The following is a 24,280-nucleotide window of genomic DNA, read 5'->3' on the forward strand; positions in this document are numbered from 1 at the left end:
CTCGGCGGGCACGCGATACGCCGAGGCGGACGAGGAACCCCTACTTCCCCGCGCGCACCAGATCCTCGGCCATCTCGCGCAGCTTGAACTTCTGCACCTTCATGGACGGGGTCATGGGGAAATCGTCCACAAAGAACACGCGCTTGGGCACCTTGTAGCGCGCGATGCGCGGGATGGCGAAGGCGCGCACGTCCTCCTCGGTCATGCCCTCGTATCCGGGGCGCACCCGGATGAACGCGCCCACGATCTCGCCGAGGCGCGCATCCGGGATGCCTACCACCTGGGCGTCCAGCACGCCGGGCATGGTCAGCAGGAAGTTCTCCACCTCAAGCGGGTAGATGTTCTCGCCGCCGCGGATGATCATGTCCTTGATGCGGCCGGTCACGCGGTAGTAGCCGTCCTCGTCCACGGTGCCCAGGTCGCCGGAGTGCAGATAGCCGTCGGCGTCGATGGCGCGCGCTGTCTCCTCCGGCATCTTGTAGTAGCCCTTCATCACATTGTAGCCCTTGCAGCACAGCTCGCCCGGCTCGCCCACGCCGCAGATGTGGCCGTCGGCCGGATCGATGACGCGCACGTCCACCGGCGGGTGCGCCCGGCCCACCGTCTCGCACTTGTGCGCTATGTCGTCGTCGGCGCTCGTCTGCGTGAACACGGGGCTCGTCTCGGTCAGGCCGTAGCAGATGGTTATCTCGGCGAGGTTCATCTTGTCCATGGCCTCGCGCATGGTCTCGGGCGGGCAGGGGCTTCCGGCCATGATGCCCGTGCGCAGGCTGGACAGGTCGAAGGTGTCGAAGTCGGGATGGTTGAGCTCGGCGATGAACATGGTGGGCACGCCGTAGACGGCCGTGGCGCGCTCCTTGTGGATGGCCTGCAGCACAAGCCCCGCGTCGAAGTCCTCCACGATGATCATGGTGGAGCGGTGCGTAAGGTTGGCCATGACGCCCAGCACGCAGCCGAAGCAGTGGAAGAACGGCACCGGCAGCGTCACGCGGTCGTGTGGCCTGAGCTTCTGCCCCTCGCCTATGTAGAAGCCGTTGTTGAGGATGTTGCGGTGCGTGAGCATGACGCCCTTCGGGAAGCCCGTGGTGCCGGAGGTGTACTGCATCATGACCACGCTGTTGTTGTCGAAGTGCGTTTCCGCCTCCTCGAGCGCGTCGGCCGGCACATGCTGCCCGAGCAGGATGAGCTCGGGCACGCTGTAGCAGCCGCGGTGCTTCTCGGGCCCCATGTAGATGATGCTTTTCAGGCAGGGGTACGTCTCGGACTCCAGGTAGCCGCGCTGCTGCGTGAGCGTCTCGGGTACGAGCTCGCGGATGATCTGCAGGTAGTCCACGTCGCGGTAGGCGTCGATGACGCAGAGCGCCTTCATGTCCGACTGCTTGAGCACGTAGTCCAGCTCGTGGGACTTGTAGATAGGGTTCACGGTGACCATGACCACGCCGATCTTGGCGGTGGCGTACATGAACGTGAGCCAGTCGGGGATGTTGCGCGCCCACACGCCCAGGTGATCCCCGGGGCGCAGGCCGATGGCGAGCAGTCCCCGGGCCAGGTTGTCGGTGCGCTCGTCGAAGTCGCGGTAGGTCCAGCGCAGCATGCGGTCGGGGTACACGACGAACTCGTGGTCGGGGTCTATGGCCACTTGGTCGCGGAAGTAGCGGCCGATGGTCTTCTCGGAGTGAAGCGGGTAGTCGGGGTCGCCCGGGACGGGGCCGGGCACGGGGGTTTCCTCGGTCGTCATGTCGCCTCCCTAGATCGGCGTGTACACGACGGCCAAGAATTTGGCTTTCTGCCCGTCGTGGGCGCGCACCTGATGCGGCACGATGGAGTCGTAGTAGATGCTCTCGCCAGGGTGTAGCACGTAGACCTCGCGGCCGTACTCGATCTCGATGCAGCCCTCCATGCCGAAGAGCCACTCCTCGCCCTCATGGCCCACCAGCTCGTGGTCGGTCTCGCCGGTGGGATCCACCGTGATCACGAACGGGTCCATATGGCGCGACGGGCGGCCGGCCGCCAGGCTGAAGTAGCTGAGGTCGCCGCCGGAGGTGGTCTCGAGGCTCTTCACGCGCTCGACCTCGCGCATCTGCTCGGCATCGATGTAGGCGGGCCCCAGGTTCTCGTCGTCGTCCATGAGCGTGCCCAGCCGCACGCCCAGCGCGCGCGTGATCTTGATGAGCGGCGCCAGGGATGCGGGAACGTCGCCCGCCTCGAGGCCCGCAATGACGGACAGGTCGCTTTGGCTGCGGTCGGCCAGGTCCTGCTGCGTCAGGTGGTGCGCCTCGCGCAGGATGGTGATCTTCTTCCCCAGCTTGTTCTCGTCCATACGGCAATCCCCTCTTGCTCGACGCGAAATCGTATGCCGGCCATTATCCCCCGAAACGGGGCGGGGCGCACCCCCTGAAACGGCCTGCGAGCCCGCACGGGGCGCGGAAGGTGTGCGGGCTCGGCAACTTGGCGCGGCAGCACGAGCTCCCCGGCTCGCGGCACCGCGCCGGGTGCGCGGCCGAGCGCTCTTCGCAAGACACCCCTTCCAGTCGCACTTTGCTCCTCGCGTGCGCGGGGTTCTCGATTTGAGACTAAGTGCAGGTCAACGCGCTGTGCGGCAGGGAGCGGTGCTATACTGGCGAGCGGGTTCGCGCATCTGTGCGGCCAAAAGGACCGTCCGAGGAGATCTTCCATGCAGCTTTCCGTTCCCCAGAAGCACTTGGGGCCGCGTTCGTTCTTCGTCTGCGCGCTCTCCATCAACCTGCTTCTCATCCTGTCCATCGACATGTACGTGCCGGCGCTTCCCAGCATGCAGCGCGCCTTCGACGTGTCGGCGGCCTACCTGAACCTGACGGTGTTCGTGTTCTTCGCATTCTGCGCCGTGGGCGTGGTGCTCGCAGGGCCGGTGAGCGACCGCTTCGGACGACGCCCCGTGCTCGTGGCCGGCTGCGGCCTGTTCGCCGCGTCCTCCATCCTGTGCGCCTTTGCGCCGAACGTTGAGTTCCTCGTGGCCTTCCGCATCGGTCAGGCGCTCGGCTACGGCGCGGTGTCAACCATCGAGACGGCCATGATCAAGGATGCCTACGCGGGACCCGACTTGAAGCTCGCCATGACATGCCTGCAGTCGCTCATCATCATCGGGCCGGCGCTCGCGCCGTTCCTCGGCACGTTCGTGCTGAGCCTGGCCGGCTGGCGGGGCATCTTCGAGTTCCTGGCCGTGTGCGGCGTCATCGGGTTTTTGCTGTCGCTGCTCATATCCGAGACGCATCTGCGCGGCGATGCGCCCGCCCCCGGCGTGGCCGACTCGCTGCGCGACATGCTGCGCGGCGTGCGCGAGCTCGGCGGCGACCGCTCGTTCATGGCGCTCGCACTGCTCATGGGCGTGGCAGGCATGCCGTACTTCGCGTTCATCGCCGTGGTGTCCTACGTGCTCATGGACTTCTTCGCCGTGTCCTACTTCACGTACAGCTGCATCTACGCCGCGGCGTGCGTGGTCACCATCGCGGCGCCGTACGTGTACGTGTGGCTGTCCAAATTCATGAAGGTGCGCGGCATCCTGAAGCTGTGCGTGGGGCTGACCGCGCTCTCGTTCGCGCTCATGGCGGCGTTCGGCACCACGAGCCCGGTGCTGTTCCTCGTGGCGTTCGTGCCCTATGCGCTGGCCGAGGGCATCGTGCGGCCGATGGCCTTCGTCGTGCTGCTGGACCAGCCCGACGACCGCGTGGGCGCGGCGTCGTCGTTCTCGAACTTCTCGTACAGCATCCTCACGTCGGTGGCCACCGTGCTGGCCACGCTGCCGTGGACGAACTTCGTCGTGGGCATCGTGGTGCTCACGGGAGGGGCGGCCGTGATCATGGCAGGGCTGTACGCCTGGGGGCTGCGCAAGAAGGCACGGGCGTAACAGGCGGCGCATCCGGCCTTGCGGGCGGGCGGCCGCGAGGCCGGATGCGCGAAGAAGCGCCGGCGCCCGGCCGGCAAGAGCGTGCGGAAACGACGAAGCCGCCCACAGGGGCGGCTTCGTCGTTGAGGAGCGCGGGGCCGGGCACGCAGGGGGATGCGGTACCGTGCCTAGTTCTTGAAGAGGGCGTGCTTGAGCTCGTCCTCGTCCTTGACGGACAGCGACGTCTGCAGCACGTCGCCGCCGAACGGGCGGATGGCGTCGATGAACTTGTCGGTGGTCATCTCGTCCACCACCATGAACACGGCGGCGCTGTCGTCGGAGGACAGCAGGTTGCGCACGCGGTCCTGGAAGTCCTTGTCCACGCCGTGCTTCACGATGGCGCCCGTCAGCGCGCCGATGCCGGCGCCGATGGCCGCGCCGAACACGGGCACGAAGAACAAGAGGCCGAACAGCACGCCCCAGAACAGGCCCCACACCGTGGAGGTGCCCACCTTGGAGCCGGGCGTGACCACGTCGTACTTGCCGTCGGCATGGCGCGCCACGACGGCGATGGACTGGAGGCTGACGATGAGGTTCTTGTCGAGGTCGAGGACCTTCTGGTAGGCGGACTTCGCCTCTTCTTCGCTCGGATAGCCGAGCACGATGAGGGTGCTCATGGGTGGGGCTCCTTTCGCTGCGTTCGATGGAGCCTCCACTGTAAGGCCCGCACGAGCGGGCAGCGGGAAGCGTTGCCGGCTGCTACCCGGCTGAAACCCTCGCGTAACCGACGGGGAGCGGGAAGGCAGGAGAGCGGGTGTCCGCTCCCCTGCCTCCTTCCTAGCCGAAACGGTACTCCACGCCCATGGTGGGTTGGGGATTATCCCACTTCTTCACGATGGTGCCGCCGCAGGCGATGCGGCAGGTGCCGCACTCCAAGCAGCCGGCGTAGTCGAACGACTTCGCGCCGTTCTCGTCGATCTTGTACAGGGCCGCCGGGCACACGCGCACGAGCTTCAGGAACTCCTCCGTGTCGGGGTCCTCGACCAGCTCGATGTGGGCGCTCTCCTCGTCCACCTCGTACTTGTCGAGCGCCAGGAACTCGTCGACGTTGACCGTGATCTCATTGACTCGGCTCACAGCGACTTCACCGCCTTCCTCATCTCACCGGCCAGCTTGAAGAGGCCGCGCTTCTTGACTAGGGGCATCATGCGCTTCAACAGCGGCTTCTGGGGCTCACCGTCCACGCTGAACAGCGCGTTGAAGACCTCCTTCACCATGATCGGGTAGTCGGTGAACATGCTCGACCAGCCCTCCATGGTGTGGGGCCACTTGCGAAACGTCTCCAGGTCCTGGATGACGAAGGAGTTCTCCATCGCCGTCTTGTAGGAGGCCAACCCCGCTGCCGACGTGTCGCCCGCGTCGAGCGCGCGCACGGCCGCCTGGCCCGCCATCTGGCCCGACGCCACGGCGAAGTCCATGCCGCGCACCTGGTAGCCCATGTTCATGCACAGGCCCGCCGTCTCTCCGGCCACGAGGCAGCCGTCGAACACGTAGCGAGGCACCATGTCGTAGCCGCCCTCCGGCACCATGTGGCCGGAGTGCTCCACCAGCTTCGCACCGCGGATGATGGGAGCCACGGCCGGGTGGCCCTTGAAGTCCTCGAGCATCTGGTACACCGGGTGCGGGTTCGCGCCGTCGGCCGCCGTCGAGATGGTCGCCACGAGCCCCAGGCTGATCGAATCCTTGTTCGTGTAGAGGAAGCCGCCGCCGACGTTGCCGTGCGTGCAGTCGCCCACGAACAGCATCGCCGCGCCCTCGCCCTCGGGCACGAGGAAGCGGTCCTCGATCTGGGCGGCCGGCAGCTCGAACACCTGCTTGATGCCGACGGCCATCTGGGAGGGCTTCGGGCGCGGGTTGCCGAGGCACTTCTCGGCGAGCACCGTGTTGCAGCCCTCGGCGAGGATCGTCACCTCGGTGGTGATCTCGTCCTCGCCGGCGCGCACGCCCGTCACGCGGCCCGCACCGTCCTTCAGGAGCTCCTCGACCGCGATGCCGCAGATGTACTCCGCGCCCGCATCCTCGGCCTTGGAGGCCAGCCACTGGTCGAAGGGCGCGCGCAGCACGGAGTACGACTCCTTGCCCTCCTCCGCGAGCTCCGGACTCGTGAAGTCGACCGCCATCTGCGCGGCGGGGTCCATGAACGCCATGCGCTCGTGGGTTATCTTGCGCTCGAGGGGGGCTTCCTGCTCGAAGTCCGGGAAGACCTTCTTGAGCGAGTGCGAGTAGATGCGCCCGCCGGTCATGTTCTTGGCGCCGGCGAAGTTGCCGCGCTCGACCACGAGCACGCTCTTGCCGGCCTTCGCGAGCTCGTAGGCCGCCACGGCGCCCGCGCACCCGGAGCCGACGACGATCGCGTCGAAATCGGTTTCAGACATCGTGCGCTCCTTTCTTTCTTCCTTAGTTCAATAGCAAGGCCACCGGCCGAATCTCATGGCGGCAGCGAAGTCAACGCGGGGGGAGGCTTCGTCTGCGCCCACCAAGTGAGTTCCGCAGCGAAGCGAGGGCTGTCCGAGCGACTGGGCGCTGACGGAGCCTCCCCGGCCAGGTGCCTTACAGGGCCGCCACGAGCTTCGGCAGGACGTCCTTCACATCGCCGATCAGGCCGTAGTCGCACTGCTTGAACACCGGCGCGTTCTTGTCCTTGTTGATGGCGAACATGGCGCCGGAGCGGTTGCAGCCCACCATGTGCTGCATCTGGCCCGAGATGCCGGCCGCCACGTACACCTTCGGCGACAGCATGAGACCGGAGACGCCCACGTAGAGCTCGGTAGGGAGCCAGTTCACGCCCTCGGTGAGGGGGCGCGAGCAGGCCAGGCCGCCTCCCAGCTTGTCGGCGAGGGCGCGCGCGAGGTCGAGATCGGCCTCCTCGGCGAAGCCGCGGCCCGCGGCCACGACCGCGTCGGCCTTGAACAGGTCCACGCCGCTCTTCTCGATGGGTTTGGAGTCGAGGAGCTTCACAGGGTTCGCCGGGGCGACCCAGGCGACCTCCTCCACGACGTTCGCGCCGGAGGCCTCGAGGCCCTCGAACGCGCCGGGGGCCACCGTGTAGAGGGCGACGCCGCCGACCGGCTTCTGCACGCGCTCGGCCACGCCGCCGAAATACATGCTGCGGGCGCCGGCGTCCTCGAAGGCCATGACGTCGGTGACGACGGAGGTGCCCGCGTGCGCGGCCAGCTTGCCGACGATGGTCTTCACGTGGCGCGTGGGCTCGGCCACGACGATGCCCGGCTGCTCGGCGTCGAACACGGCGATCACGGTGTCGGCCGCGTCGTCGAGGACGGCACCCTCGGGGACGGCGATGCTCACGACCTTGTCGGCGACGGCCGCGGGGGCCTCGCCGAAGGAGAAGAGGACGACCTCGTCGGCCAGGGTGCGGGCGCCGGCGGCCAACTCGCGGGCGGCGTCGGCGCGTTCGGCGATGACAAGTGCTTTCATGGTATCCAGCCTTTCTTCGAATGCTATGGGTTGACAGGGGACGCGCAGATTACAGGGAGGCCTTGAGGGCGGCGGCGAACTGTTCGATGGCACCGTCGGACGAGGCGTCCACGACCTGCTGCTTGCGGTCGGCCTGCTCGGGTGCGAGGCACGAGACCGTCTCGAGCGAGGCATCCGTCGCAGCGTCAGCGCCGAACACGTTCATGGGCTTCTTGCCGGCGGCGAGGATGTCCTTCATGCCGGGGATGCGCGGCACGGCGATGTCGGGGGCAACGGACACGACGGCGGGCAGCGGGACCTCGACGGTCTCGACGACGTCCTCGAGCGTGCGCTCGACCACCACGGCGCCTTCCCTTGCCTCGATCTTCGTCGCTCCGGTCACCACGGGCAGGCCGAGCTTGGCAGCCAGCTGCACGTCGGTCTGCTGCGCGTAGTTGTCGGCCGAGCCGTCACCGCAGAGGATGAGGTCGTAGGCGCCCACCTGCTCCACGAGTGAGGCGAGGGCGGCCGCGGCGGCATGGGCGTCCATGTTCGCGTAGGCGTCATCGGCAGCCATGAAGAGCTCGTCCACGCCGCGGGCGAGCACGTTCTTCTTGAGCTTGGAGTCATTGATGGACGAGGGGCCGGCAGTGACGGCCACCACGCGCGAGTCCTCGCTCGCGGCGCCGAGCTGGGCCGCAGCCTCGAGCGCGTTCAGATCGTAGGCGGACACGATGCCCTTGGCCTTGGAGCAGTCGAGCGTGCGGTCGGCTGACACCTGGATATCCTGATCGTCGGGAACCACCTTGAAAGCAGCAACGATGTTCATCCTGTACCTTTCCCTTCTCGTGTGATGTACCTGGGTGCGGGGGTTCTTGCCAGGAGGTTTCCGACCTTCCGTAATCCTCGAAAGCCGTCCGCCTCCCAGCGCGTTGAGGGCAGTGTGCGGCCACGGCGGCGCCACGTCATCGCAAAATCGCTGTGAAACCCTCGATACTCAAAAACTAACGATTACTGACCTGGTGTTATTCAAATCCAGCCAACATATCGGCAATGCGTTCGCAGCCTTATCGGGCACATCGCACTCCGCACCCGCTCCATACGGAGGAGAGCCGCCCCCTCCTCCTATGCCCGCCCTCGCACGGATGCCTTCCAACGCCGATGCTCCGCCTTCGATCCCTCCCCGAACCGGGCGCTGCAGCTTCGGGCGCCCTCCCCCTTCGCACGCGCCGCACCGTGCGGAAGGGGCGCCTACTCACTTTCTTGCGATGGCACGTTTTTGAGTAGCGGGCAATTACCGCGCGCCTTGCGATGCGCTGCGCGCACGAGGGGCGCATCATGGACGGCAGTTCGTCGGATGCGGCAGACACGTTGCAAGCCCCCCCTGCTTCAAACGGGAGCGAGCCAGCCAGCCAACGTCCGGCATACGCAGAGAGTCGCAACCATTCAAGGAGGAGCAATGGCAGATTACTTTGGCACCGACACCGTCGTTTCCGAGCTTCGCGAGGACGGCCTGCTGATCATCCGCATCAACCGCCCCGAGGTGGCGAACGCCCTCAACGGCGTGACCTCCAAAGCCATGGAGAACATCATGAACAACGCCGAGACCGATCCCGCGGTGCGCGCGATCATCGTCACCGGCACGGGCAAGGTGTTCTGCGCGGGCGAGGACCTCTCCGAGCTCAGCGAAGGCGGCGAGTGCCAGACCGTGACCGAGCACGGCTTCGGCGGCCTGACCGCGCGCCTGTGCTCCAAGCCCGTCATCGCGGCCTGCAACGGCTCCGCAGCCGGCGGCGGCATGGAGATCGCGCTGTCCTGCGACATGGTGGTGGCCTCCGAACGCGCCAAGTTCGGCTGCACCGAGGTGGGCCTGGGCATCATCGCCTCCACCGGCGGCCTCGTGCGCCTCGCCCGCGACATCAACCGCAAGGACTGCATGGAGCTTTTGCTCACCGGCAAGAAGATCCTGGCCCCCGAAGCCAAGGCGCTCGGCCTGGTCAACTACGTCGTGCCGGCCGAGGAGGTCATGGACAAGGCCATCGAGCTGGCCGAGGCCTGCCTGAAGAACGCTCCTTTGGCCCTCAAGTGGACCAAGTACATCGTGCACGCCGCCGACCAGATGTCCGAGGAGGACGCGATGCGTTACTCGGACGCCGCCTACCGCTTCCTGGAGAAGACCGCCGACGGCATAGAGGGCCCCGCGGCCTTCGTCGAGAAGCGCGAGCCGAACTGGATCGGCAAGTAGCCTACCTCCCCTCCCCGCTTCAGCGGGCCGATTCGGCGCCTGCGGACCACCCGCCGGCGCGCTAAACCCCGGGCCCTCGCCAGCCCGGGGTTTTCATTCGGGGAGCATGCTTTCGCCCTCTCCCTTGGAGAGCGTGTTTTCGCCCTCTCCCCGAAGCCTCGCTTCCCTTACAGAACCCAGCCTGCCGCCGAATATGCCCTTCCCTGCCAAAAAAGAGCCGGTTTGGCAATCCGGAAGCGTCGCTCGCCCCTCCTGCGCGGCATTCGACAGCCTATCGCCCCAGCTCACGTGAAACCGCTGTGCAAACCATGCTCTCGTCGATTGCCAAACCGGCTCTTTTTTGGCAGGGAAGGGCGAAAACCGCGACATGCGCGTCCGCATTTCGCGGCCCCCTCCGTCGACCTTGCAGAGACCTTGCACGGATCTTGCAGGAATCCAGCAGAATCCCGACGCAGATCCAGCGGAAATTCTGCTCATGGTAACACCTGGTCAACGTACTCTTCACATGCTGGCAACCGCACGACGGCCATGCTAGGTTGGCAGCATGAGCGTATTTGTCAGCCACATATCGGCCCTCCAAGTATGGTCCTCCTTGAAGGAGGGGACGGCTGCGCTCGCCTTGCACGCCGACCCGCGCAAGACCCCCTGCTGGCGGACGGGCCGACCCCTGCCCCAGGGCAAGGTCGCCCTGCGCGACATCCAAAGCATAGGCCGCGAGATCGCCAACTTGGCGTTTCCCCTGCACGTCCTCGTGCCCGACGCCGCGTACCGCAGCAGGAGCGAACTCGCGACCTGCCACGTGAGCTCATCGACCTATCCGCGGGGATCCTTCGTCCGCCTTGCAGAGGGCGTGCTCGTCAGCTCGCCAGAGCTCTGCTTCGTGCAGATGGCGACCAAGCTGCCGCCCATCGCGCTCGTCAGGCTCGGCTTCGAGCTTTGCGGCACGTACGGCATACCGACGGTCGCCCGTGCCGACTACGGCTTCGAGCGCCCTTTCACCACGGTTGCCCGCCTCGGCCGCTTCATCGAAGCGGCCGGCGACATGCCGGGAACCGTCAAAGCGCGCAAGGCGCTGCGCTTCATCGCCTCCGGCTCTGCCTCGCCCATGGAGACGTGCATGGTCATGCTGCTGTGCCTTCCTTTGCGCTTGGGCGGGTACAACCTCCCCAAACCGCAGATGAACCGCGAGGTCCGGCCCAAGCGGCGCGGCCGGCTGGCCCCCGGGGACCGGCAGTGCTTCTGCGACCTCGTCTGGCACGAGGCCCGCGTCGCCCTCGAATACGACAGCTCGGAGTTCCACGGGCCCAGGCAGGCAGCGGACGACGCGAGAAGGCGCAACGTCCTCCTGAACCGCGGGTTCACGGTGGTGTCGGTAACGTCGGGCAGCGCCCGGAACCTCATCGAACTCGACCGCATCGCGCAGATCCTGCGGACGCGGCTCGGGGTGCGCTTGCGCAGCGGGCAGCCTTCCTGGCGTGCGAGGCAGCACGTCTTGCATGGGATGCTCCTGGAAAACCCGCGCTTACCCCGCCCCTGACGTTGAAAAGGCCTTCGACTGTCAAAAAAGAGCCGGTTTGGCAATCGTCAAAATGCTTTGCTGAATTCAGAGGGAAAGCGACCAGGCTTTTCTCGAGCAGAAGGCCGAAGCGAAGCGTCTGGGCCATCCTGCAGATTGCCAAACCGGCTCTTTTTTGACCGTTGGACGCGAAAAAGGGAGCAGGCGCATGCGAGCCAGGCGGCCCGCGCCCATCGGGCAGGGATGTGGGGGCGAGCCGGGAGTGCGGGCGAGCTGGAAGACCGAGGCCATCCCGGCGGGCGCTTCCGCCTGGCCTCGGGGCCCGGGATGACCGTGCGCGGGCGCTTTGCCCTACGCGCCGCGCGGGCGCGCGTCTCCCGGGTCGAGCGCGCTCGTCTCCTCAAGAGTCTTTCCGCGGGTCTCGGGCGCCATGAGCACCGACAGCACCAGGCCCAGGATCACGAGGCCGGCCGCCACGAGCATGGTGGGGCCCACGCCGAACGCGGCCAGGAACAGCGGCGTGCCGTACGTGGCCACCACGGTGCCGATGCGCGAGAACGCTATGGCGATGCCCACCGCCGAGGCGCGCACCTCGGTCGGGAACAACTCGTTGGGATAGAGCCACTGCAGGATGCCCGGACCGCCGCTGAAGAACGCGTACAGGCCAAACGCGATGACCACCACGAACACCGGCGCGTCGGGGAACAGCCCCAAGATGACCAGCCCCACGGCCATGAGGGCGAGCGAGCGGATGAGCAGCGGTCGTCGCCCCATGGAGTTCAGCCAGAACATGGCCGGGATGGAGCCGATGAGGAAGAACAGGCTGACCACGCTCTCGCCGAGAATGGCCTCATGCCCCGCACCCAGGCCGAACGCGGTCATGATCTCGGGTCCGAACGTGTAGATGGCGTACATGGGAGCCACCTGACAGAGCGTAAGGATGCCGAGGAACGCAATGCGCTTGAGATAGCCGCCGCGGAAGATGGCGAGCACGGTCATCTTCTTTTTGCCCACCTCGGGGCGTTCGATTTCCACGTCCATACCGTAGACGCGTTCCATGACGGCGTGCGCCTCCCGGGTGCGTCCCTTGCTTGTGAGCCACAGGGGCGACTCGGGCACCTGACTGCGACCAATGAGCAGGAAGATGCAAATGGGAATAGGTGAGGCAAGCATCCACTTCCAACCATCGTCGACGCTGTAGAGCGCATACCCTACCACCGCGGCCACCGTGGCACCGAGATACCACGCCGCCGACACGATACCCATGTTAATGGAGCGGCTCTTCTTGGGAGCGAACTCGGCGATGAGCGAAGTGGCTATGGGATAGTCGGCGCCGATGAACAGGCCGATGAAGAAGCGGGCCGCCGCGAGTTCCCACGGGGCCTGGGCAAACACGCTCCACAGCGAGAACAGGCAGATGGCGATTACGTCGGCGATGAACATCTTGCGCCGGCCGATGCGGTCGGTGACGTAGCCGCCGAGGATGGTGCCGAAGAAGATGCCCACGAGCACCGACGCGCCGATGAGGGCGCTCTGCTCAGGTGCGAGCGAGAAAGCGGGCACGATCTGGGTGAGCGCCACGCCGATGAGCGAGAGCGCATAGCCGTCGAGGAAGGCGCCGCCGCTGGCGAAGAACGTGATCTTGCGCAGGAAGGGGGTCATTGACACATCGTCGAGCGTCTTTCTCACGACGCGCTTCGTGGCGTCCACCACTTCCCCACCGATTTGCAGGGCGGCATCGGCTGCCTGCTGGGAGGTTGGAGGGCTTGCCACCTGGGTAAGTTGTTTGACGTTGTCGATCATGGTGCCACCACCTTCTCGTCTTAGCAGAACCGCCTAGTCCCACTCGCAGATGCCGAAGTTCAGGTGGGGCTTGGCGCCGGTCTCGTCGGCGTCGGCGTCCACCAGCTGGAAGCGGATCTCGTTCTCGCCCACCTTCCACATGCGGGTCTGCAGCGTGGTGCCCGGCAGCACCGGCGAGGTGATGCGGGTCTTGAAGCGCGTCATGCGCTCGGGCTCGCCCGGGAAGAACGAGCTGATGATATGGCGCATCGTGAAGCCGCCGAGGCTCACGCCGTGCGCGATGGGGCGCGCGAGGCCCGTCTGCTCGGTGTAGGCGAAGTCGATGTGCTGCTGGTGCCAATCGCCCATGAGGCGGTAGATGAGCGGCATGTTGAGCGGCATGGTCTCCTCTACCACGGCGTCGGGCGCGCGGTCGGGCATCTCGACGATGTCCTTCGGGGGCTTGGGGCCTCCCCAACCGCCGTCGTAGATGCACACGTCCCACGTCTCGGTCTCGCACAAGAGCGTGCCGTCGGAGGAGAAGGAACGGCCCGTCTGCTTCGATAGGCAGCCGCGGCCCTCGCCGCGGTCGTACAGCGCGTCCTGGGTGACGAACGTCTCCACGCGGTCGTTCATCTTGAACGGCGCGTGCAGGCGGATCTCGAAGCCGTAGTGCAGCGAGCCCTCGTAGTCGTAGCCGTAGTCGAGCGTGCGCGTCATCTCCTCGTGCACCGTGAGCGGCACGCCGAAGATGGGCAGCACCTTGAGGTCGGGGTTGGCGGCGTCCTTCTCGTTCACGTAAATGAGGTCGGTCTGCCCGTCGAAGCCCGCGTTGCACCCCAGCGCGCAGATCTCCAGGTCCTTGAACGTGTACTCGCGGACGAACGGCCCGAACTCCTTGCCCACGATCTCGGTGCTGATAGCCATGGCTTCCTCTCCTTCACATTCGAAGACGGTCACTGGTTCTGTGGGTGGGACAGGGGGACAGGGTGGGACAGGGGGACGGTTCTCTTGTCCCACGAATTCAGTGGGACAAGAGAACCGTCCCCCTGTCCCACCCCCCTGTCCCACCCTGTCCCACCCGCGATCCCCGCCCCACTCGCGGCCCTACCTCAACAGCTTCTTCTCGATCTTCATGGAGCATGTGCGGGGGAAGTCCTCCACGAACTCCACGAGGGAGGGCACCTTGAACGGGGCCAGGTGCTCCTCGCAGTGCGCCCGCACCTCCTCCTCGGTAAGGCGCGCGCCGGCCTCGAGCCGCACGAACGCCTTCACGGCCTGGTCGCGGATGGGGTCGGGCACGCCGATCACCGCCGACTCGGCGATGGCCGGGTGGCACTCGAGCACGTTCTCCACCTCGCCGGCCGAGATGTTCTCGCCCGCGCGCTTGATCATGTTGGCCTTGCGGTCCACGAAGAAGAACCAGCCGCTCTCGTCCATGTAGCCCTTGTCGCCCGTGCGCAGCCAGCCGTCCTCGGTGAACGCGGCCGCCGTGGCCTTCGGGTTGCGGAAGTACCCCTTCATCACCGTGCGGCCGGGCACGCCCTTGACCTGGATCTCCCCCACCTCGCCGGTGCGCGCCTCCACGCCGTCGTTGCCCATGACGCGCACCTCGTAGCCCAGGCCCGCGCGCCCCACGCTCGGCCAGTTGCGCGGGCCGGAGGGCGGGTCGGTGAGCACCCAGCCGACGGTCTCGGTGGAGCCGTAGGTGTTCATGAGGCGCGCGCCGAAGCGCCGCTCGAACGCCTCCTTCTCCTCCGTCGTCACGGGCAGGAAGTAGAGGATCTCGCGCAGCTCGTGGTCGCGGTCCTTCGGCGACTCGGGCTGCAGCATGAGCGTGCGCAGCATCATGGCGACGCACTGCGTGACCGTGGCGCGGAACTCGCGGATCTGCGACCAGAAGCGGCTCGCGCTGTACTTCTCGACCACGATGAGCTCCGCTCCGGCCGTGAGCACGGGCATGAGCGCCGCCAGCTGGAAGTTGGAATGGCAGGCCGGCATGGTGGTGAGCAGGCGGTCGTTGTGCGTAAGCGATACCTCCCAGTCAGCGTACAGGCCGCTGAACAGGATGTTCGCATGCGTCAGCACGACGCCCTTGGGGCGCGAGGTAGTACCCGAGGTGAAGATGATCTCGGCCGGGTCGTCGGAGGACAGCTCGCAGCGCTCGGTCAGCTCCACGGGCGCCCCCGCCCGCAGGGCCGTGAAGTCGCGCAGCAGCGGGTCGGCCGCGAGCGCCGCGCGGGCCTCGGCCGCGCCCTCCACGTCGTCCTCGTCCATGCGCGCGACCAAGAGCCCTTTGGGAAGCCGCCCGCCTGCATCGCGCAGCTCGGCGTAGAGCCCCAAGAACTTCGGCTCTATGACCGCGCACGTGGCCTCCGTGCCCTCCAGCACGTAGGCGGCCTCCTCGGCGCGGTACTGGTCGTTCATGGGCACCATGACCGCACCGATCTTGGCCAGGCCGAACAGCGCGACCATGAACTCGGGGCACGTGCACAGCTGCACGGCCACGCGCTCGCCGCGCTCCACGCCCAGCGTCAGGAACACGTTGGCCGCCCGGTTGATCTCCTCGTCGAAGGCGCGGTACGTGTAGGAGCGCGTCTCGTCGGCGCGGTTGCGGAACCGCAGAAACGTGCGGTCGCCGCAAGCGGCCACGAGGCCGTCCCACAGGCTGCGCACCGTTTCGTTCCCCACGATGTCCGTCACTCGCCTCACCTCTTCCTTCTCCGATTCCCCGGCTATCCGCTCGATGCCGCCATGCGCGGGGCTCCTCCCGACGAGGGCGGTATCGAGCGGATGCGCGGCGTCGATGCGGGCCGCGCATCCGCAGAGCCCGCCGCCCCGGGATGCAGCTCCCGGAACGGCGTACGGCGAACGTCCTAGCCGACCTTCACGACGCCGGCCGCGGCAAGCTCGTCGATCTGCTCGGGCGTATAGCCCAGCTTCGTCATGACGTCGACGGTGTCGCCGCCCTGCGGGGGCATCGGGCGCCAGATCGCCCCGGGGTTGTTCTTGAATTTCGGAAACACGCCCAGGCCGTGGAACGTCTCGCCGTCGGCCGTCTCCCAGTCCACCCACGTGTCACGGAGCTTGAGGTGCTCCTCCTCCACGAGGTCCTCCATGTCGTTGACCACCTGGGCCGCGATGCGGTGCGCCGCGAAGTCCTCCTCGATGTCGTACTTGGAGTTCGCCAGGCAGTAGTCCTCGAACGCCTTCTGGATCTCGTCGGCGTGCGGGTTGGACAGCCACAGCCCGCTCGTGTCCTCGGGGATGTCCTCGGTGCCCCAGAGGTGCCCCAGGCCGATCGTCTCGAGGAAGTACTTGTTCTGGTCGACGCCGTACAGGCACACGCCCAGGAAGCCGTCCTTGCACTTGAACTCGCCGATGCCGCAGAGGTTCTGGTTGCGGGCGCCCGGACGGGGCCACTTGATGCCCTCGTTGAGGTAGTCGACGAGGTAGTACTGGCCGATGGCCAGCAGCGTCTCGTACATGGCCAGGTCGATGGACTCGCCCTTGCCGGACTTCTCGGCCTGGTAGAGGGCCGCCAGCGCAGAGCTCGCGATCATGAGCGTGTTGAAGTAGTCGCCGGCGTAGGGTCCGGGCAGCATCGGCTGCTCCTCGGTGCCGTTCTGCATGATGATGCCGGAGTAGGCCATGACCGTGAGGTCGTAGGCGGCGCGCTTGACCATCTTGGGGTCGCCCTCCTGGCCGAAGCCGGAGACGTGCACGATGACCAGCTTCGGGTTGAGCTCCCAAAGCACCTCGTCGGTGATGCCCTTGCGCGCCCAGGTGCCGCCCTTGGAGGCCTCCATGAAGATGTCGGCGTCGCGCACGAGGTCGAAGAAGACCTTCTTGCCCTCCTCGGAGAAGTAGTTCAGGGCCACGGAGCGCTGGTTGCGGCGCTCGGCCTGCTTGATGTAGGGGGTGTCGCGGATGGTGTCGCCCGCGCCCGTGTTCTCGAGCCAGACGACGTCGGCGCCCCAGTCGGCCATGAGGTCGGCGGCCTTCGGGCACGCGAGCTCGACCGCCGCGTAGACAACCTTGACGCCGTCGAGGGGGCCGTAGGACGGCTTTTCGGTGGGAAGTGCCATGGTGTTCCTCCTTGTTCGCATGGGTTTCTAGAAGCGGGGGCGCAGCGGCCCCCGCGGACGGGTCCGAGGAGCTACTTCTGCTTGTACTTGATGGAGGCTCCCTTGGAGGTGGCGAGGACCATCATCTCGTCGGTGCCGCCGGAGACGCGGTCCACGCGCAGGTCGCGCCAGATGCGGTTGATGCGATGCTCGCTTGCCACCGCGATGCCGCCCATGATCTGCATGGCGTCGTCGGTCACCTCGAACGCGGCGTTGGCGCAGTAGTACTTGCACATGGCGGCCGCGGCCGGATCGAAGTTGCCGTCGTTGTTGTCGGCGTTCCAGGCGGCTTCGTACAGCATGTTCTTCATGTTCGTGAGCTTGATGCACATCTCGGCGATCTTGAGCTGGTTGAGCTGGAAGCGGCTAAGCGGCTTGCCGAAGGCGATGCGGCTGTTCGCGTGCGCCATGGCATCCTCGAACGCGCTGATGGCGGTGCCGTAGTCGCAGGCGCCCACGAGCCAGCGCTCGAAGTTGAAGTCGGACACGCCGCGCATGAAGCCGTTGCCCTCCTTGCCGAAGATGTCCTTCTCCTCCAGCTCCACGTTGTCCAGGTACACCTCGCAGCAGCTGTCCATGCGCAGGCCCAGCTTGGTCAGCGGAGACAGCTTCACGCCCGGCTTGGTCATGTCGAGGAAGAACTCGGTGAACATGGACTCGTCATCGGCATTCTTGGCCATGATGACCAGGTACTTCACGCCAGCCGAGGAGGTGATGAAGGTCTTGGTGCCGTTGAGGTAGATCTTGCCGTTCTCGCGCTTGTACGTGGTGGCCAATGCGCCCACGTCGGAGCCGGCGCCCGGCTCGGTGCAGGCGGAGTTCCAGATCTGCTCGCCGGTGCCGAGCGTGGCCAGCACGGCGTCGATCTGCTCCTCGGTGCCCTCGCGGATGACGGTCTCGAAGCCGGGCAGCTGGTAGAGCACGTAGGTGGGCGCGCCGTACTTGCCAAGGATCTCGTACACGGCCATCAGCGTCACGCAGGGCTGCTCGAGGCCCAGGCCGCCGTGGCTCTCCGGCAGCATGATCTGGTCGAAGCCGAGCTCGCAGAGGCCGCGCACCCAGCGCAGCGGGTACTCGTGCCTCTCGTCGCATTCGTGGAAGTAGGTCTCCCAGTTCTCGCTCTCCATGTACTCGCGGTAGCTGTCGACGATCAGCTCCTGCTCGTCAGTCAACTTGAAATCCATGACGATCCTCCTTTTTCAGTGTGTCCAGCGGGGCTTCCCCCCGCCGTAAAACCTTGTTTGTCGAGATCCCTCGGCTACGGCCTACAGCCTGCGCCTAGGATGGCAGGGGGCCAAGCCCCAGCTGTTGGCGGTAGAAGGTCGCGGCATGCTCGAGGGCGTCGTTCGCCTCGTCGAGCATGCGCGTGTAGTGCAGAAACGCGTGGATGACGCCCTTGAACACCTCGTAGCGCACGGGCGTGCCGTACTGCTCGCAGATGGCCGCCAGCGTGGCCGAGTCGTCTCGCAGCGGGTCGAACTCCGCGGCGGCGATGTAGCAGGCCGGCATGTCGCGCGTCATGTTGTTCAGGAACAGGTTCGCGTAGGGCTCGCGGGCGAGCGCGGCGGCATCCTCGGCGTAAAGGCCCAGGTACCACTGCCAGTCCTCCTCCGTCAGGCCGTCCCACGGGCCGCCGAGCAGGCGCATGGACGACGAGTCGGCCAGGCCGAACCAGCCGTAGAACAAGAGGCAGCACCTCACGAAGCCGCTGCCGCCCAGCTCCTCGCGCAGGTGCAGCGTGGCGGCGAGGCCCAGGTGCGCGCCGCCCGAGTCGCCGGCGAACGCCAGGCGCTCCCCGTCGACGCCGAGCGCGGCGCCCTGCCCGTGCAGGTAGGAGGCCACGGCGGCCACCTCCCGCACGGCCGAGGGGTACTTCGCCTCGGGCGACAGCCGGTAGTCCACGGCCACCACCACGGAGCCGGTCTTCTCGGCCAGGATGCGGCAGATGCGGTCGTGCGTGTCCAGGTTGCCCAGCACGAACCCGCCGCCATGCGCGTACACGATGCCCGGCGTGGCACCCTCGCCCGCCGCGCGGCCCGCGGCGGCAGCCTCGGTCGGATAGTAGCAGCGCACCGGGATGGCGCCGTGGGGGCCGGGCACCTCGCCGTCGGCCTTCTCGGCCATGGCGGGGCCGCCCTCGGCCCACCATGCGCGCCCGGCCACGTAGTTCTCGCGCATCCTCTCGAAGCCCGCGGACGTGTCGTTCGCGTCGCCCGCCAGCTCGTCTTCGCGGGCCAGCACGGCTCTCATCTGCGGATTGATCTTCGCGAGCACGTCGATCTTGTTCATGGCGGCGTCCTTTCCAGCGTCGGTCGGATGGGTGCGGGGCGGTTCGGACCTGCTAGGCGGCGACGGCGTCCTCGCCCGGGGCGGCGTCGGCCTTGGCGGCCTCGAGCGCCTCGTTCTTCTTCATGGCGCGGCGCGTCATGACCAGGCAGAAGCAGCCCACGACGGCGAACGCGATGAGGATGATGAAGATGGAGTTGAAGGCGTCGGCGCCCTGGGCGTCGATCATGCCGCCGAACCAGGTGTGCACGAACACGTCGGGCATGAAGCCGATGACCGACAGGATGCCGGAGGCCGTGCCGAAGATGGCCATGGGCACCTTGGCCTCAGTGAGGGGCGACGAGCCGATGGAGAACGCGCCGTAGGTAACGAAGCCCAGCACCACGATGAGGGCGGCCACGGCCACGACCATGCCCGCATCGCGCGGCAGCACGAGGAAGCAGGCCAGCACGACGGCTGCGGCGGCGAAGAACAGCAGGATGGACTTCGAGGGGCTCTTCAGCAGCTTGTCGGCGAACAGGCCCGCCACCGGACCCGCGATGAGGCCGATGCCGTAGGTGCGGATGAGGCCGACGACCGACACGATGAACACGGGGGCGGCGAAGCACGTCGTCATGAACGGCGTGGTGTAGGTGACGCCCTGGTACACCGTGTACACGCAGAAGTACGCCAGGCACGCCCAGATGACACCGGGATGCTTGATGGCCTGCACGACCTCGCCCAGGCTGAACAGCTTCGCGTTCGGGTCGATCTCGCCCTTGAAGTTGGGGATGAAGACGAACGACAACACGGCCAGGATGGCAATGAGCACGCCCAGGAACACGAGCAGCACCTGGATGCCCTCGCTCGGCACCGGAATGGCCGACACGATGGCGGCGTTGATGAGGCCGATGACGAGGCCGGCGGCGCCGTAGATGGAGTAGCTCGTGCCGATCTTGGAGGCGTACTCGTCCTCGGCGCAGCACAGGCGCACGATCTTGAAGCGCGTGCCCCACCAGATGAGGATGGACGTGATGCCGAAGCCCACGAACAGCACGTACAGAAGGCCGAGCGAGGGCAGCAGCGCGTAGACGAACGTGAGCACCGCCGTGCCGCCGAAGCCGACCCACGACAGCGTGCGCATGCGGATCTTGTCCGCGAGGATGCCCGAGGGCAGGTAGCAGACCACGGCCGCCACGGCGTAGCACGACAGCAGCGCGCCGAGGTCCGCGTTCGTGCAGCCGAGACCCTGCATGAGGGGCTCGTAGAACACGTTCTTCAGGTAGACGGGCGTGTAGATGATGGAGGAGCCCATCGACACGAGGATGATGAGGAACCATTTGTGGAAGCCCGAGAGCTCCTTGTAGGTCACCTCGCCCTTGCTCTTGGCAAGCAGTGACATTGCGCTTTCCTTTCTCCTTGCGGTTGTCCGGGAACCTGGCGCCCAACGGCTTGGGTGAGGCGGCGAGCGGCAGGTTCCGAGCCGATGGGCGCATTCTGTTCGCGAGCCGTGGTTTTGCCATCGCAAAATGGCCATGAACACCCGAATACTTACTTTTTTGCGAGGCGTTACCGTAGAATTGGTGATAGGTTCTCACCAATGAGTAGCGCATGCGCCCGCCGTCGCGCACCGACGGTTCGGGCAGGTAGGCAGCATCGTCATCCATCGCATGACCGAGAACGAAGGGGTGGGCGCGTCCATGGGAAGCCAATCGGAGGATCGCAGGGAGCAGGGTAAGGTTGCAGAAGAATCGCTGGCGCGGCTCGCGAAGGGGCCGGCGGCGAAGTACGTCGGTTTCGCGCTGCTTCTGGCATGGCACTACGCGCTGTGGTTCGTGCCGCACGCGTTCGTGCAGACCGAGCTGCTCGACGAGCGCGTGACCGTGTCATGGCTCTTGAACCTGGGCGCCACCGTGCTGTTCCTGTTCCTCATCGCGCTGCTGCTGGGGCGCAAACGGCACCTTTCGTCATACCGTTGGCTCGCATGGGCGGCGCCTGCGCTCACCACGGCGGCCACCCTCGCGCTGTGCCTGGCACCCTTCTCGTTCACGGCACCCGGCGTGGCCTACGCGCTGTCGTTCTTCCTGGGCGCCACGGAGGCTGTGATGTGGATACTTTGGGGCGAACGCTACGCTTGCGTGAAGGCGAACTTCTCCATCAAGCACATCGGCACGGTGTTCGGCTTCACGCTGCTCGCGTGCGTGGGCACGACCTTGCTCCTGCCGCCCGTGGCGGCCACGGCGTTCGTGGCGCTCTTGCCGCTGGCCTCGGGCGGGCTTCTGGTGCTGGCGCGACGCGACGGCACGTGCTCGTTCCCGGCGCTCCTGCCGAAGCACGCCGCGGGCGGCGGCTTCAAGAGCATGGCAGTGGTGTGCGCCATCTCGTTCGTGGCGTCGTTCGCCTCGTACTTCCTGGCGGCCGTCATCCCCTGGGAGGTGCTGCCCACCGAGGTGTCCAGCTTCACGTTCGGCATCCTGGGCGGCGCCGTGCTCATGCTGGCCATCGCCGGCATCTGCATCGCGTCCAAGGACAAGGTGAACATCTTCAAGCTCTACCCATGGCTGCTCGTGTTCGAGATCGTAGCCTTCTCGTTGTTCCTGGCCGACAAGGCGCTGTACTTCCCCTCCTTCGTGGCCGCGGTGGGCATCTCGTCCATCTTCGAGATACTCCTCATCATGTACTTCGGCATCCTCATGTCCAAGGGCTACAGCACGCCGGCCATGGCGTTCAGCTTCTCGGGAGGCTGCGTGCGCGCGGGCATCGCCTTCGGCAACACGCTGGCCGTGGCCTACGAGCATGCGCCCGCCATGGCGCTGGCCGTGGCGCCCGAGACGTGCCTCGCACTCATCTGCGTGCTCGCGGCGCTGCTCATCCCCCTCGTGCGCCAGGAGTTCAGCATCGTGGCCCTGACGGCGGCACCGCCCTCGAAGGCCGAGGTGGACGAGATCTGCGCCGAGGTGGCCGAGGAGTTCTCGCTGTCGGCACGCGAGCGCGAGATCCTCGGGCTCATCGCCCGCGGCTACACCACCAGCACCATCTCCACGAAGCTGGTCATATCACCCTATACGGTGAACACCCACATCCGCCATATCTACGAGAAGATGCAGATCCACAAGCGCAGCGAGCTGCTGAACTACATCAACCTGCAGAGGAGCGACTTCTAGGGAACGTGCCCGCCGACGCCCCCTCGTCGTTCAGCGGTTCGGGCGCTCCTGCACGCAGCAGAACGCATAATAGGAGCTGCATCGCGCGGCCCCTCTCCCGCGGGGCCCCAACGCAAAAAGCGGGCGGCATCGCTGCCGCCCGCTTGCCTGCCGAGTTATCGGTCAGCCGCTACTTCTCGGGGTAGAAGCCGCTCGGCTCCTCGCCGAGGTTGATCATGATGTTCTTCGTCTGGGTGTAGTGCTCGAGCATGACCTTGTGCGTCTCGCGGCCGATGCCGGACTCCTTGTAGCCGCCGAACGGCGCGCCGGAGGGGATCTGGTTGTAGGTGTTCACCCACATGCGGCCCGTGCGCACGCCCTGCGCCACGCGGAACGCGCGGTTGATGTCGCGAGTCCACACGGCGCCGCCCAGGCCGTAGACCGAGTCGTTCGCCAGGTCGATGACCTCCTGCTCGTCCTTGAACTTGATGACCACGGCCACGGGGCCGAAGATCTCCTCCTGAGCCACGCGGCACGAGTTGTTCGGCACCACGATGAGCGTCGGCTTGAGGAACGCGCCACGGGCCAGCTCGCCCTCGGTGGCGCGCTCGCCGCCGCAGAGGACGCGGCCGCCCTCCTGCTTGGCGATCTCCACGTATTCGAGGATCTTGTTCATCTGGCCCTGGTCGATCTGGCTGCCCATCTGGGTGTCGTCCTCCCACGGCATGCCGATCTTCACGTTGCCGAACGCGCGGCACGCGTCCTCGACGAACTTGTCGTAGATGTCCTCGTGCACGAAGATGCGGCTGCCGGCGCAGCACACCTGGCCCTGGTTGAACAGGATGCCCAGCTGCACGCCGTCCAGCATCATGTCCCACTTGCAGTCGGGGAAGATGATGTTGGCGGACTTGCCGCCCAGCTCCAGCGTGGCGGGGATCAGGCGCTCGGCGGCCGCGCGGGCCACGTCGCGGCCCACCTCGGTCGATCCGGTGAACGCGAGCTTGCTGATCTTGGGATTGTCGAGGATGTACTGGCCCGACTTGCTACCGCGGCCCGTGACCACGTTGAACACGCCGGCCGGGATGACGTCTTGCGTGAGCTTCGCCAGCTCCAGCACCGTGAGCGACGTGGTGGACGAGGGCTTGAACACCGTGCAGTCGCCGGCGGCCAGCACCGGGGCCAGCTTCCAGGCGGCCATGAGGAACGGGAAGTTCCACGGCACGATCTGCCCCACCACGCCGATGGGCTCGTGCAGCACGAGGGACATCATGTTGCCGGGAAGCATATCGGCCTCGCCCGTGTCGGCCAGAAGGACGCCGGCGAAGTAGCGGAAGTGGTCGACGGAGTACGCCACGTCGATGGCGCGCGTCTCGCGGATGGGCTTGCCGTTGTCGAGCGACTCCAAGAGCGCCAGCTTCTCGGCGTTGGCCTCGATGATGTCGGCGACCTTGTTCAGGATGATGGCGCGCTCTGCCTTGTCGGTCTTGCCCCAGGTCTCGAACGCCTTCCATGCCGCGTCGACCGCGCGGTCGACGTCTTCCTTGGTGGCGTCGGCGATGGTGGACAGCTGCTCGCCGTTGGCCGGGCAGAACACGTCGAGCGTGCCGCCGTCCGAGGCGTCGACCCACTGGCCGTCGATGTAGAGCTGGTAGGATTTCTGTGCGGGGTTCTCCATTGCGCGCATCCTTTCGTCCGGCGGCTTCGCGCCGCTGCTCCCAACCTCGCGGCCAGCTTGGCCGCCGATCCCAGCATAGCGCGCGCCTCGAAGGCGTGTCAGTCGGGGTTTTGTGGAAACCCGTCAACGGTCAAGAAACGCTGCTGATGAAGTAGCATTAGGGTGCGCAAAGGAGAAACCGGGCCGATGCG

General features: G+C 66.5%; 19 protein-coding genes. 4 read left to right on the forward strand and 15 right to left on the reverse strand.

Going from position 1 to position 24,280, the window contains the following annotated elements:
* Window positions 1-40: 40 nt before the first annotated feature.
* A complete protein-coding gene (locus tag LB310_RS09375) occupies window positions 41-1,738 on the reverse strand; it encodes an AMP-binding protein (protein WP_301154981.1) in 1,698 nt (565 codons plus the stop codon).
* A gap of 9 nt (window positions 1,739-1,747) precedes the next feature.
* Window positions 1,748-2,320 carry a helix-turn-helix domain-containing protein gene (locus LB310_RS09380; protein ID WP_087189619.1) on the reverse strand — a complete coding sequence of 191 codons (573 nt, stop codon included), beginning with the start codon at window positions 2,318-2,320 and terminating at the stop codon, window positions 1,748-1,750.
* A 354-nt stretch (window positions 2,321-2,674) separates the two neighbouring features.
* Between LB310_RS09380 and LB310_RS09385 the strand changes: the two genes are divergently transcribed.
* Entirely contained in the window at window positions 2,675-3,883 is a 1,209-nt protein-coding gene (locus tag LB310_RS09385; protein WP_278805020.1) for an MFS transporter, read from the forward strand.
* Window positions 3,884-4,050: 167 nt separating this feature from the next.
* On the opposite strand, the gene LB310_RS09390 is transcribed toward LB310_RS09385, so the two are convergent.
* The 5 genes from LB310_RS09390 to fixA form a co-directional block, all read right to left on the reverse strand.
* Window positions 4,051-4,539 carry a DUF1269 domain-containing protein gene (locus LB310_RS09390; protein ID WP_015538683.1) on the reverse strand — a complete coding sequence of 163 codons (489 nt, stop codon included), beginning with the start codon at window positions 4,537-4,539 and terminating at the stop codon, window positions 4,051-4,053.
* 160 nt (window positions 4,540-4,699) lie between these two features.
* Window positions 4,700-4,999 (reverse strand): ferredoxin family protein, encoded by a 300-nt coding sequence (locus LB310_RS09395; protein ID WP_278805022.1) that lies wholly within the window; start codon window positions 4,997-4,999, stop codon window positions 4,700-4,702.
* On the reverse strand, window positions 4,996-6,297 hold the full coding sequence (locus tag LB310_RS09400; RefSeq protein WP_278805023.1) for an FAD-dependent oxidoreductase: 1,302 nt from the start codon (window positions 6,295-6,297) through the stop codon (window positions 4,996-4,998). Before LB310_RS09400 ends, LB310_RS09395 begins: the two co-directional genes overlap by 4 nt.
* Window positions 6,298-6,472: 175 nt before the next feature.
* The gene (locus LB310_RS09405; protein ID WP_301154982.1) at window positions 6,473-7,357 is read right to left on the reverse strand and encodes an electron transfer flavoprotein subunit alpha/FixB family protein; all 885 of its coding nucleotides are present in this window, start codon (window positions 7,355-7,357) and stop codon (window positions 6,473-6,475) included.
* Window positions 7,358-7,406: 49 nt separating this feature from the next.
* Window positions 7,407-8,165: a putative electron transfer flavoprotein FixA gene (fixA, locus tag LB310_RS09410; protein WP_096226679.1), complete on the reverse strand. Its 759-nt coding sequence runs from the start codon at window positions 8,163-8,165 to the stop codon at window positions 7,407-7,409.
* A 630-nt stretch (window positions 8,166-8,795) separates the two neighbouring features.
* Here fixA and LB310_RS09415 point away from each other — a divergent pair.
* On the forward strand, window positions 8,796-9,581 hold the full coding sequence (locus LB310_RS09415; protein ID WP_096226681.1) for an enoyl-CoA hydratase-related protein: 786 nt from the start codon (window positions 8,796-8,798) through the stop codon (window positions 9,579-9,581).
* A gap of 544 nt (window positions 9,582-10,125) precedes the next feature.
* Entirely contained in the window at window positions 10,126-11,118 is a 993-nt protein-coding gene (locus tag LB310_RS09420) for a hypothetical protein (protein WP_096226683.1), read from the forward strand.
* Window positions 11,119-11,448: 330 nt separating this feature from the next.
* Here the strand turns inward: LB310_RS09420 and LB310_RS09425 are convergent, their stop codons facing one another.
* The 7 genes from LB310_RS09425 to LB310_RS09455 form a co-directional block, all read right to left on the reverse strand.
* Window positions 11,449-12,900: an MFS transporter gene (locus LB310_RS09425; protein WP_154270495.1), complete on the reverse strand. Its 1,452-nt coding sequence runs from the start codon at window positions 12,898-12,900 to the stop codon at window positions 11,449-11,451.
* Window positions 12,901-12,933: 33 nt separating this feature from the next.
* Window positions 12,934-13,806, reverse strand: a complete 873-nt coding sequence (locus LB310_RS09430) for a MaoC/PaaZ C-terminal domain-containing protein (protein WP_301154984.1) — start codon at window positions 13,804-13,806, stop codon at window positions 12,934-12,936.
* A gap of 180 nt (window positions 13,807-13,986) precedes the next feature.
* A complete protein-coding gene (gene caiC / locus LB310_RS09435) occupies window positions 13,987-15,591 on the reverse strand; it encodes a crotonobetaine/carnitine-CoA ligase (RefSeq protein WP_341461051.1) in 1,605 nt (534 codons plus the stop codon).
* A gap of 164 nt (window positions 15,592-15,755) precedes the next feature.
* Window positions 15,756-16,967, reverse strand: coding sequence for an L-carnitine CoA-transferase (gene caiB / locus LB310_RS09440; RefSeq protein ID WP_278805466.1), 1,212 nt, complete (start codon window positions 16,965-16,967; stop codon window positions 15,756-15,758).
* 71 nt (window positions 16,968-17,038) lie between these two features.
* Window positions 17,039-18,190 carry a crotonobetainyl-CoA dehydrogenase gene (gene caiA / locus LB310_RS09445; protein ID WP_278805467.1) on the reverse strand — a complete coding sequence of 384 codons (1,152 nt, stop codon included), beginning with the start codon at window positions 18,188-18,190 and terminating at the stop codon, window positions 17,039-17,041.
* Between the two features lie 94 nt (window positions 18,191-18,284).
* On the reverse strand, window positions 18,285-19,295 hold the full coding sequence (gene aes, locus LB310_RS09450; RefSeq protein ID WP_096226691.1) for an acetyl esterase: 1,011 nt from the start codon (window positions 19,293-19,295) through the stop codon (window positions 18,285-18,287).
* 52 nt (window positions 19,296-19,347) lie between these two features.
* Window positions 19,348-20,673, reverse strand: coding sequence for an MFS transporter (locus tag LB310_RS09455; protein WP_087190884.1), 1,326 nt, complete (start codon window positions 20,671-20,673; stop codon window positions 19,348-19,350).
* A 298-nt stretch (window positions 20,674-20,971) separates the two neighbouring features.
* Between LB310_RS09455 and LB310_RS09460 the strand changes: the two genes are divergently transcribed.
* The gene (locus LB310_RS09460; RefSeq protein WP_301154985.1) at window positions 20,972-22,435 is read left to right on the forward strand and encodes a helix-turn-helix transcriptional regulator; all 1,464 of its coding nucleotides are present in this window, start codon (window positions 20,972-20,974) and stop codon (window positions 22,433-22,435) included.
* 169 nt (window positions 22,436-22,604) lie between these two features.
* Here LB310_RS09460 and LB310_RS09465 read toward each other — a convergent pair whose 3' ends face one another.
* Window positions 22,605-24,089 (reverse strand): aldehyde dehydrogenase family protein, encoded by a 1,485-nt coding sequence (locus tag LB310_RS09465; RefSeq protein ID WP_301154986.1) that lies wholly within the window; start codon window positions 24,087-24,089, stop codon window positions 22,605-22,607.
* Window positions 24,090-24,280: the final 191 nt, after the last annotated feature.

It is taken from the genome of Gordonibacter sp. RACS_AR49, assembly GCF_030418435.1.
Taxonomy (GTDB): domain Bacteria; phylum Actinomycetota; class Coriobacteriia; order Coriobacteriales; family Eggerthellaceae; genus Gordonibacter; species Gordonibacter urolithinfaciens.

Bases quoted from the DNA above. Each gene is read 5' to 3' on its own strand.
- LB310_RS09455 (WP_087190884.1), bottom strand. From the start codon at position 20,673: ATGTCACTGCTTGCCAAGAGCAAGGGCGAGGTGACCTACAAGGAGCTC.
- aes (WP_096226691.1), bottom strand. From the start codon at position 19,295: ATGAACAAGATCGACGTGCTCGCGAAGATCAATCCGCAGATGAGAGCC.
- LB310_RS09425 (WP_154270495.1), bottom strand. From the start codon at position 12,900: ATGATCGACAACGTCAAACAACTTACCCAGGTGGCAAGCCCTCCAACC.
- LB310_RS09430 (WP_301154984.1), bottom strand. From the start codon at position 13,806: ATGGCTATCAGCACCGAGATCGTGGGCAAGGAGTTCGGGCCGTTCGTC.
- LB310_RS09420 (WP_096226683.1), top strand. From the start codon at position 10,126: ATGAGCGTATTTGTCAGCCACATATCGGCCCTCCAAGTATGGTCCTCC.
- LB310_RS09385 (WP_278805020.1), top strand. From the start codon at position 2,675: ATGCAGCTTTCCGTTCCCCAGAAGCACTTGGGGCCGCGTTCGTTCTTC.
- fixA (WP_096226679.1), bottom strand. From the start codon at position 8,165: ATGAACATCGTTGCTGCTTTCAAGGTGGTTCCCGACGATCAGGATATC.
- LB310_RS09400 (WP_278805023.1), bottom strand. From the start codon at position 6,297: ATGTCTGAAACCGATTTCGACGCGATCGTCGTCGGCTCCGGGTGCGCG.
- caiB (WP_278805466.1), bottom strand. From the start codon at position 16,967: ATGGCACTTCCCACCGAAAAGCCGTCCTACGGCCCCCTCGACGGCGTC.
- LB310_RS09415 (WP_096226681.1), top strand. From the start codon at position 8,796: ATGGCAGATTACTTTGGCACCGACACCGTCGTTTCCGAGCTTCGCGAG.
- LB310_RS09390 (WP_015538683.1), bottom strand. From the start codon at position 4,539: ATGAGCACCCTCATCGTGCTCGGCTATCCGAGCGAAGAAGAGGCGAAG.
- caiA (WP_278805467.1), bottom strand. From the start codon at position 18,190: ATGGATTTCAAGTTGACTGACGAGCAGGAGCTGATCGTCGACAGCTAC.
- LB310_RS09405 (WP_301154982.1), bottom strand. From the start codon at position 7,357: ATGAAAGCACTTGTCATCGCCGAACGCGCCGACGCCGCCCGCGAGTTG.
- LB310_RS09380 (WP_087189619.1), bottom strand. From the start codon at position 2,320: ATGGACGAGAACAAGCTGGGGAAGAAGATCACCATCCTGCGCGAGGCG.
- LB310_RS09465 (WP_301154986.1), bottom strand. From the start codon at position 24,089: ATGGAGAACCCCGCACAGAAATCCTACCAGCTCTACATCGACGGCCAG.
- LB310_RS09460 (WP_301154985.1), top strand. From the start codon at position 20,972: ATGGGAAGCCAATCGGAGGATCGCAGGGAGCAGGGTAAGGTTGCAGAA.
- LB310_RS09375 (WP_301154981.1), bottom strand. From the start codon at position 1,738: ATGACGACCGAGGAAACCCCCGTGCCCGGCCCCGTCCCGGGCGACCCC.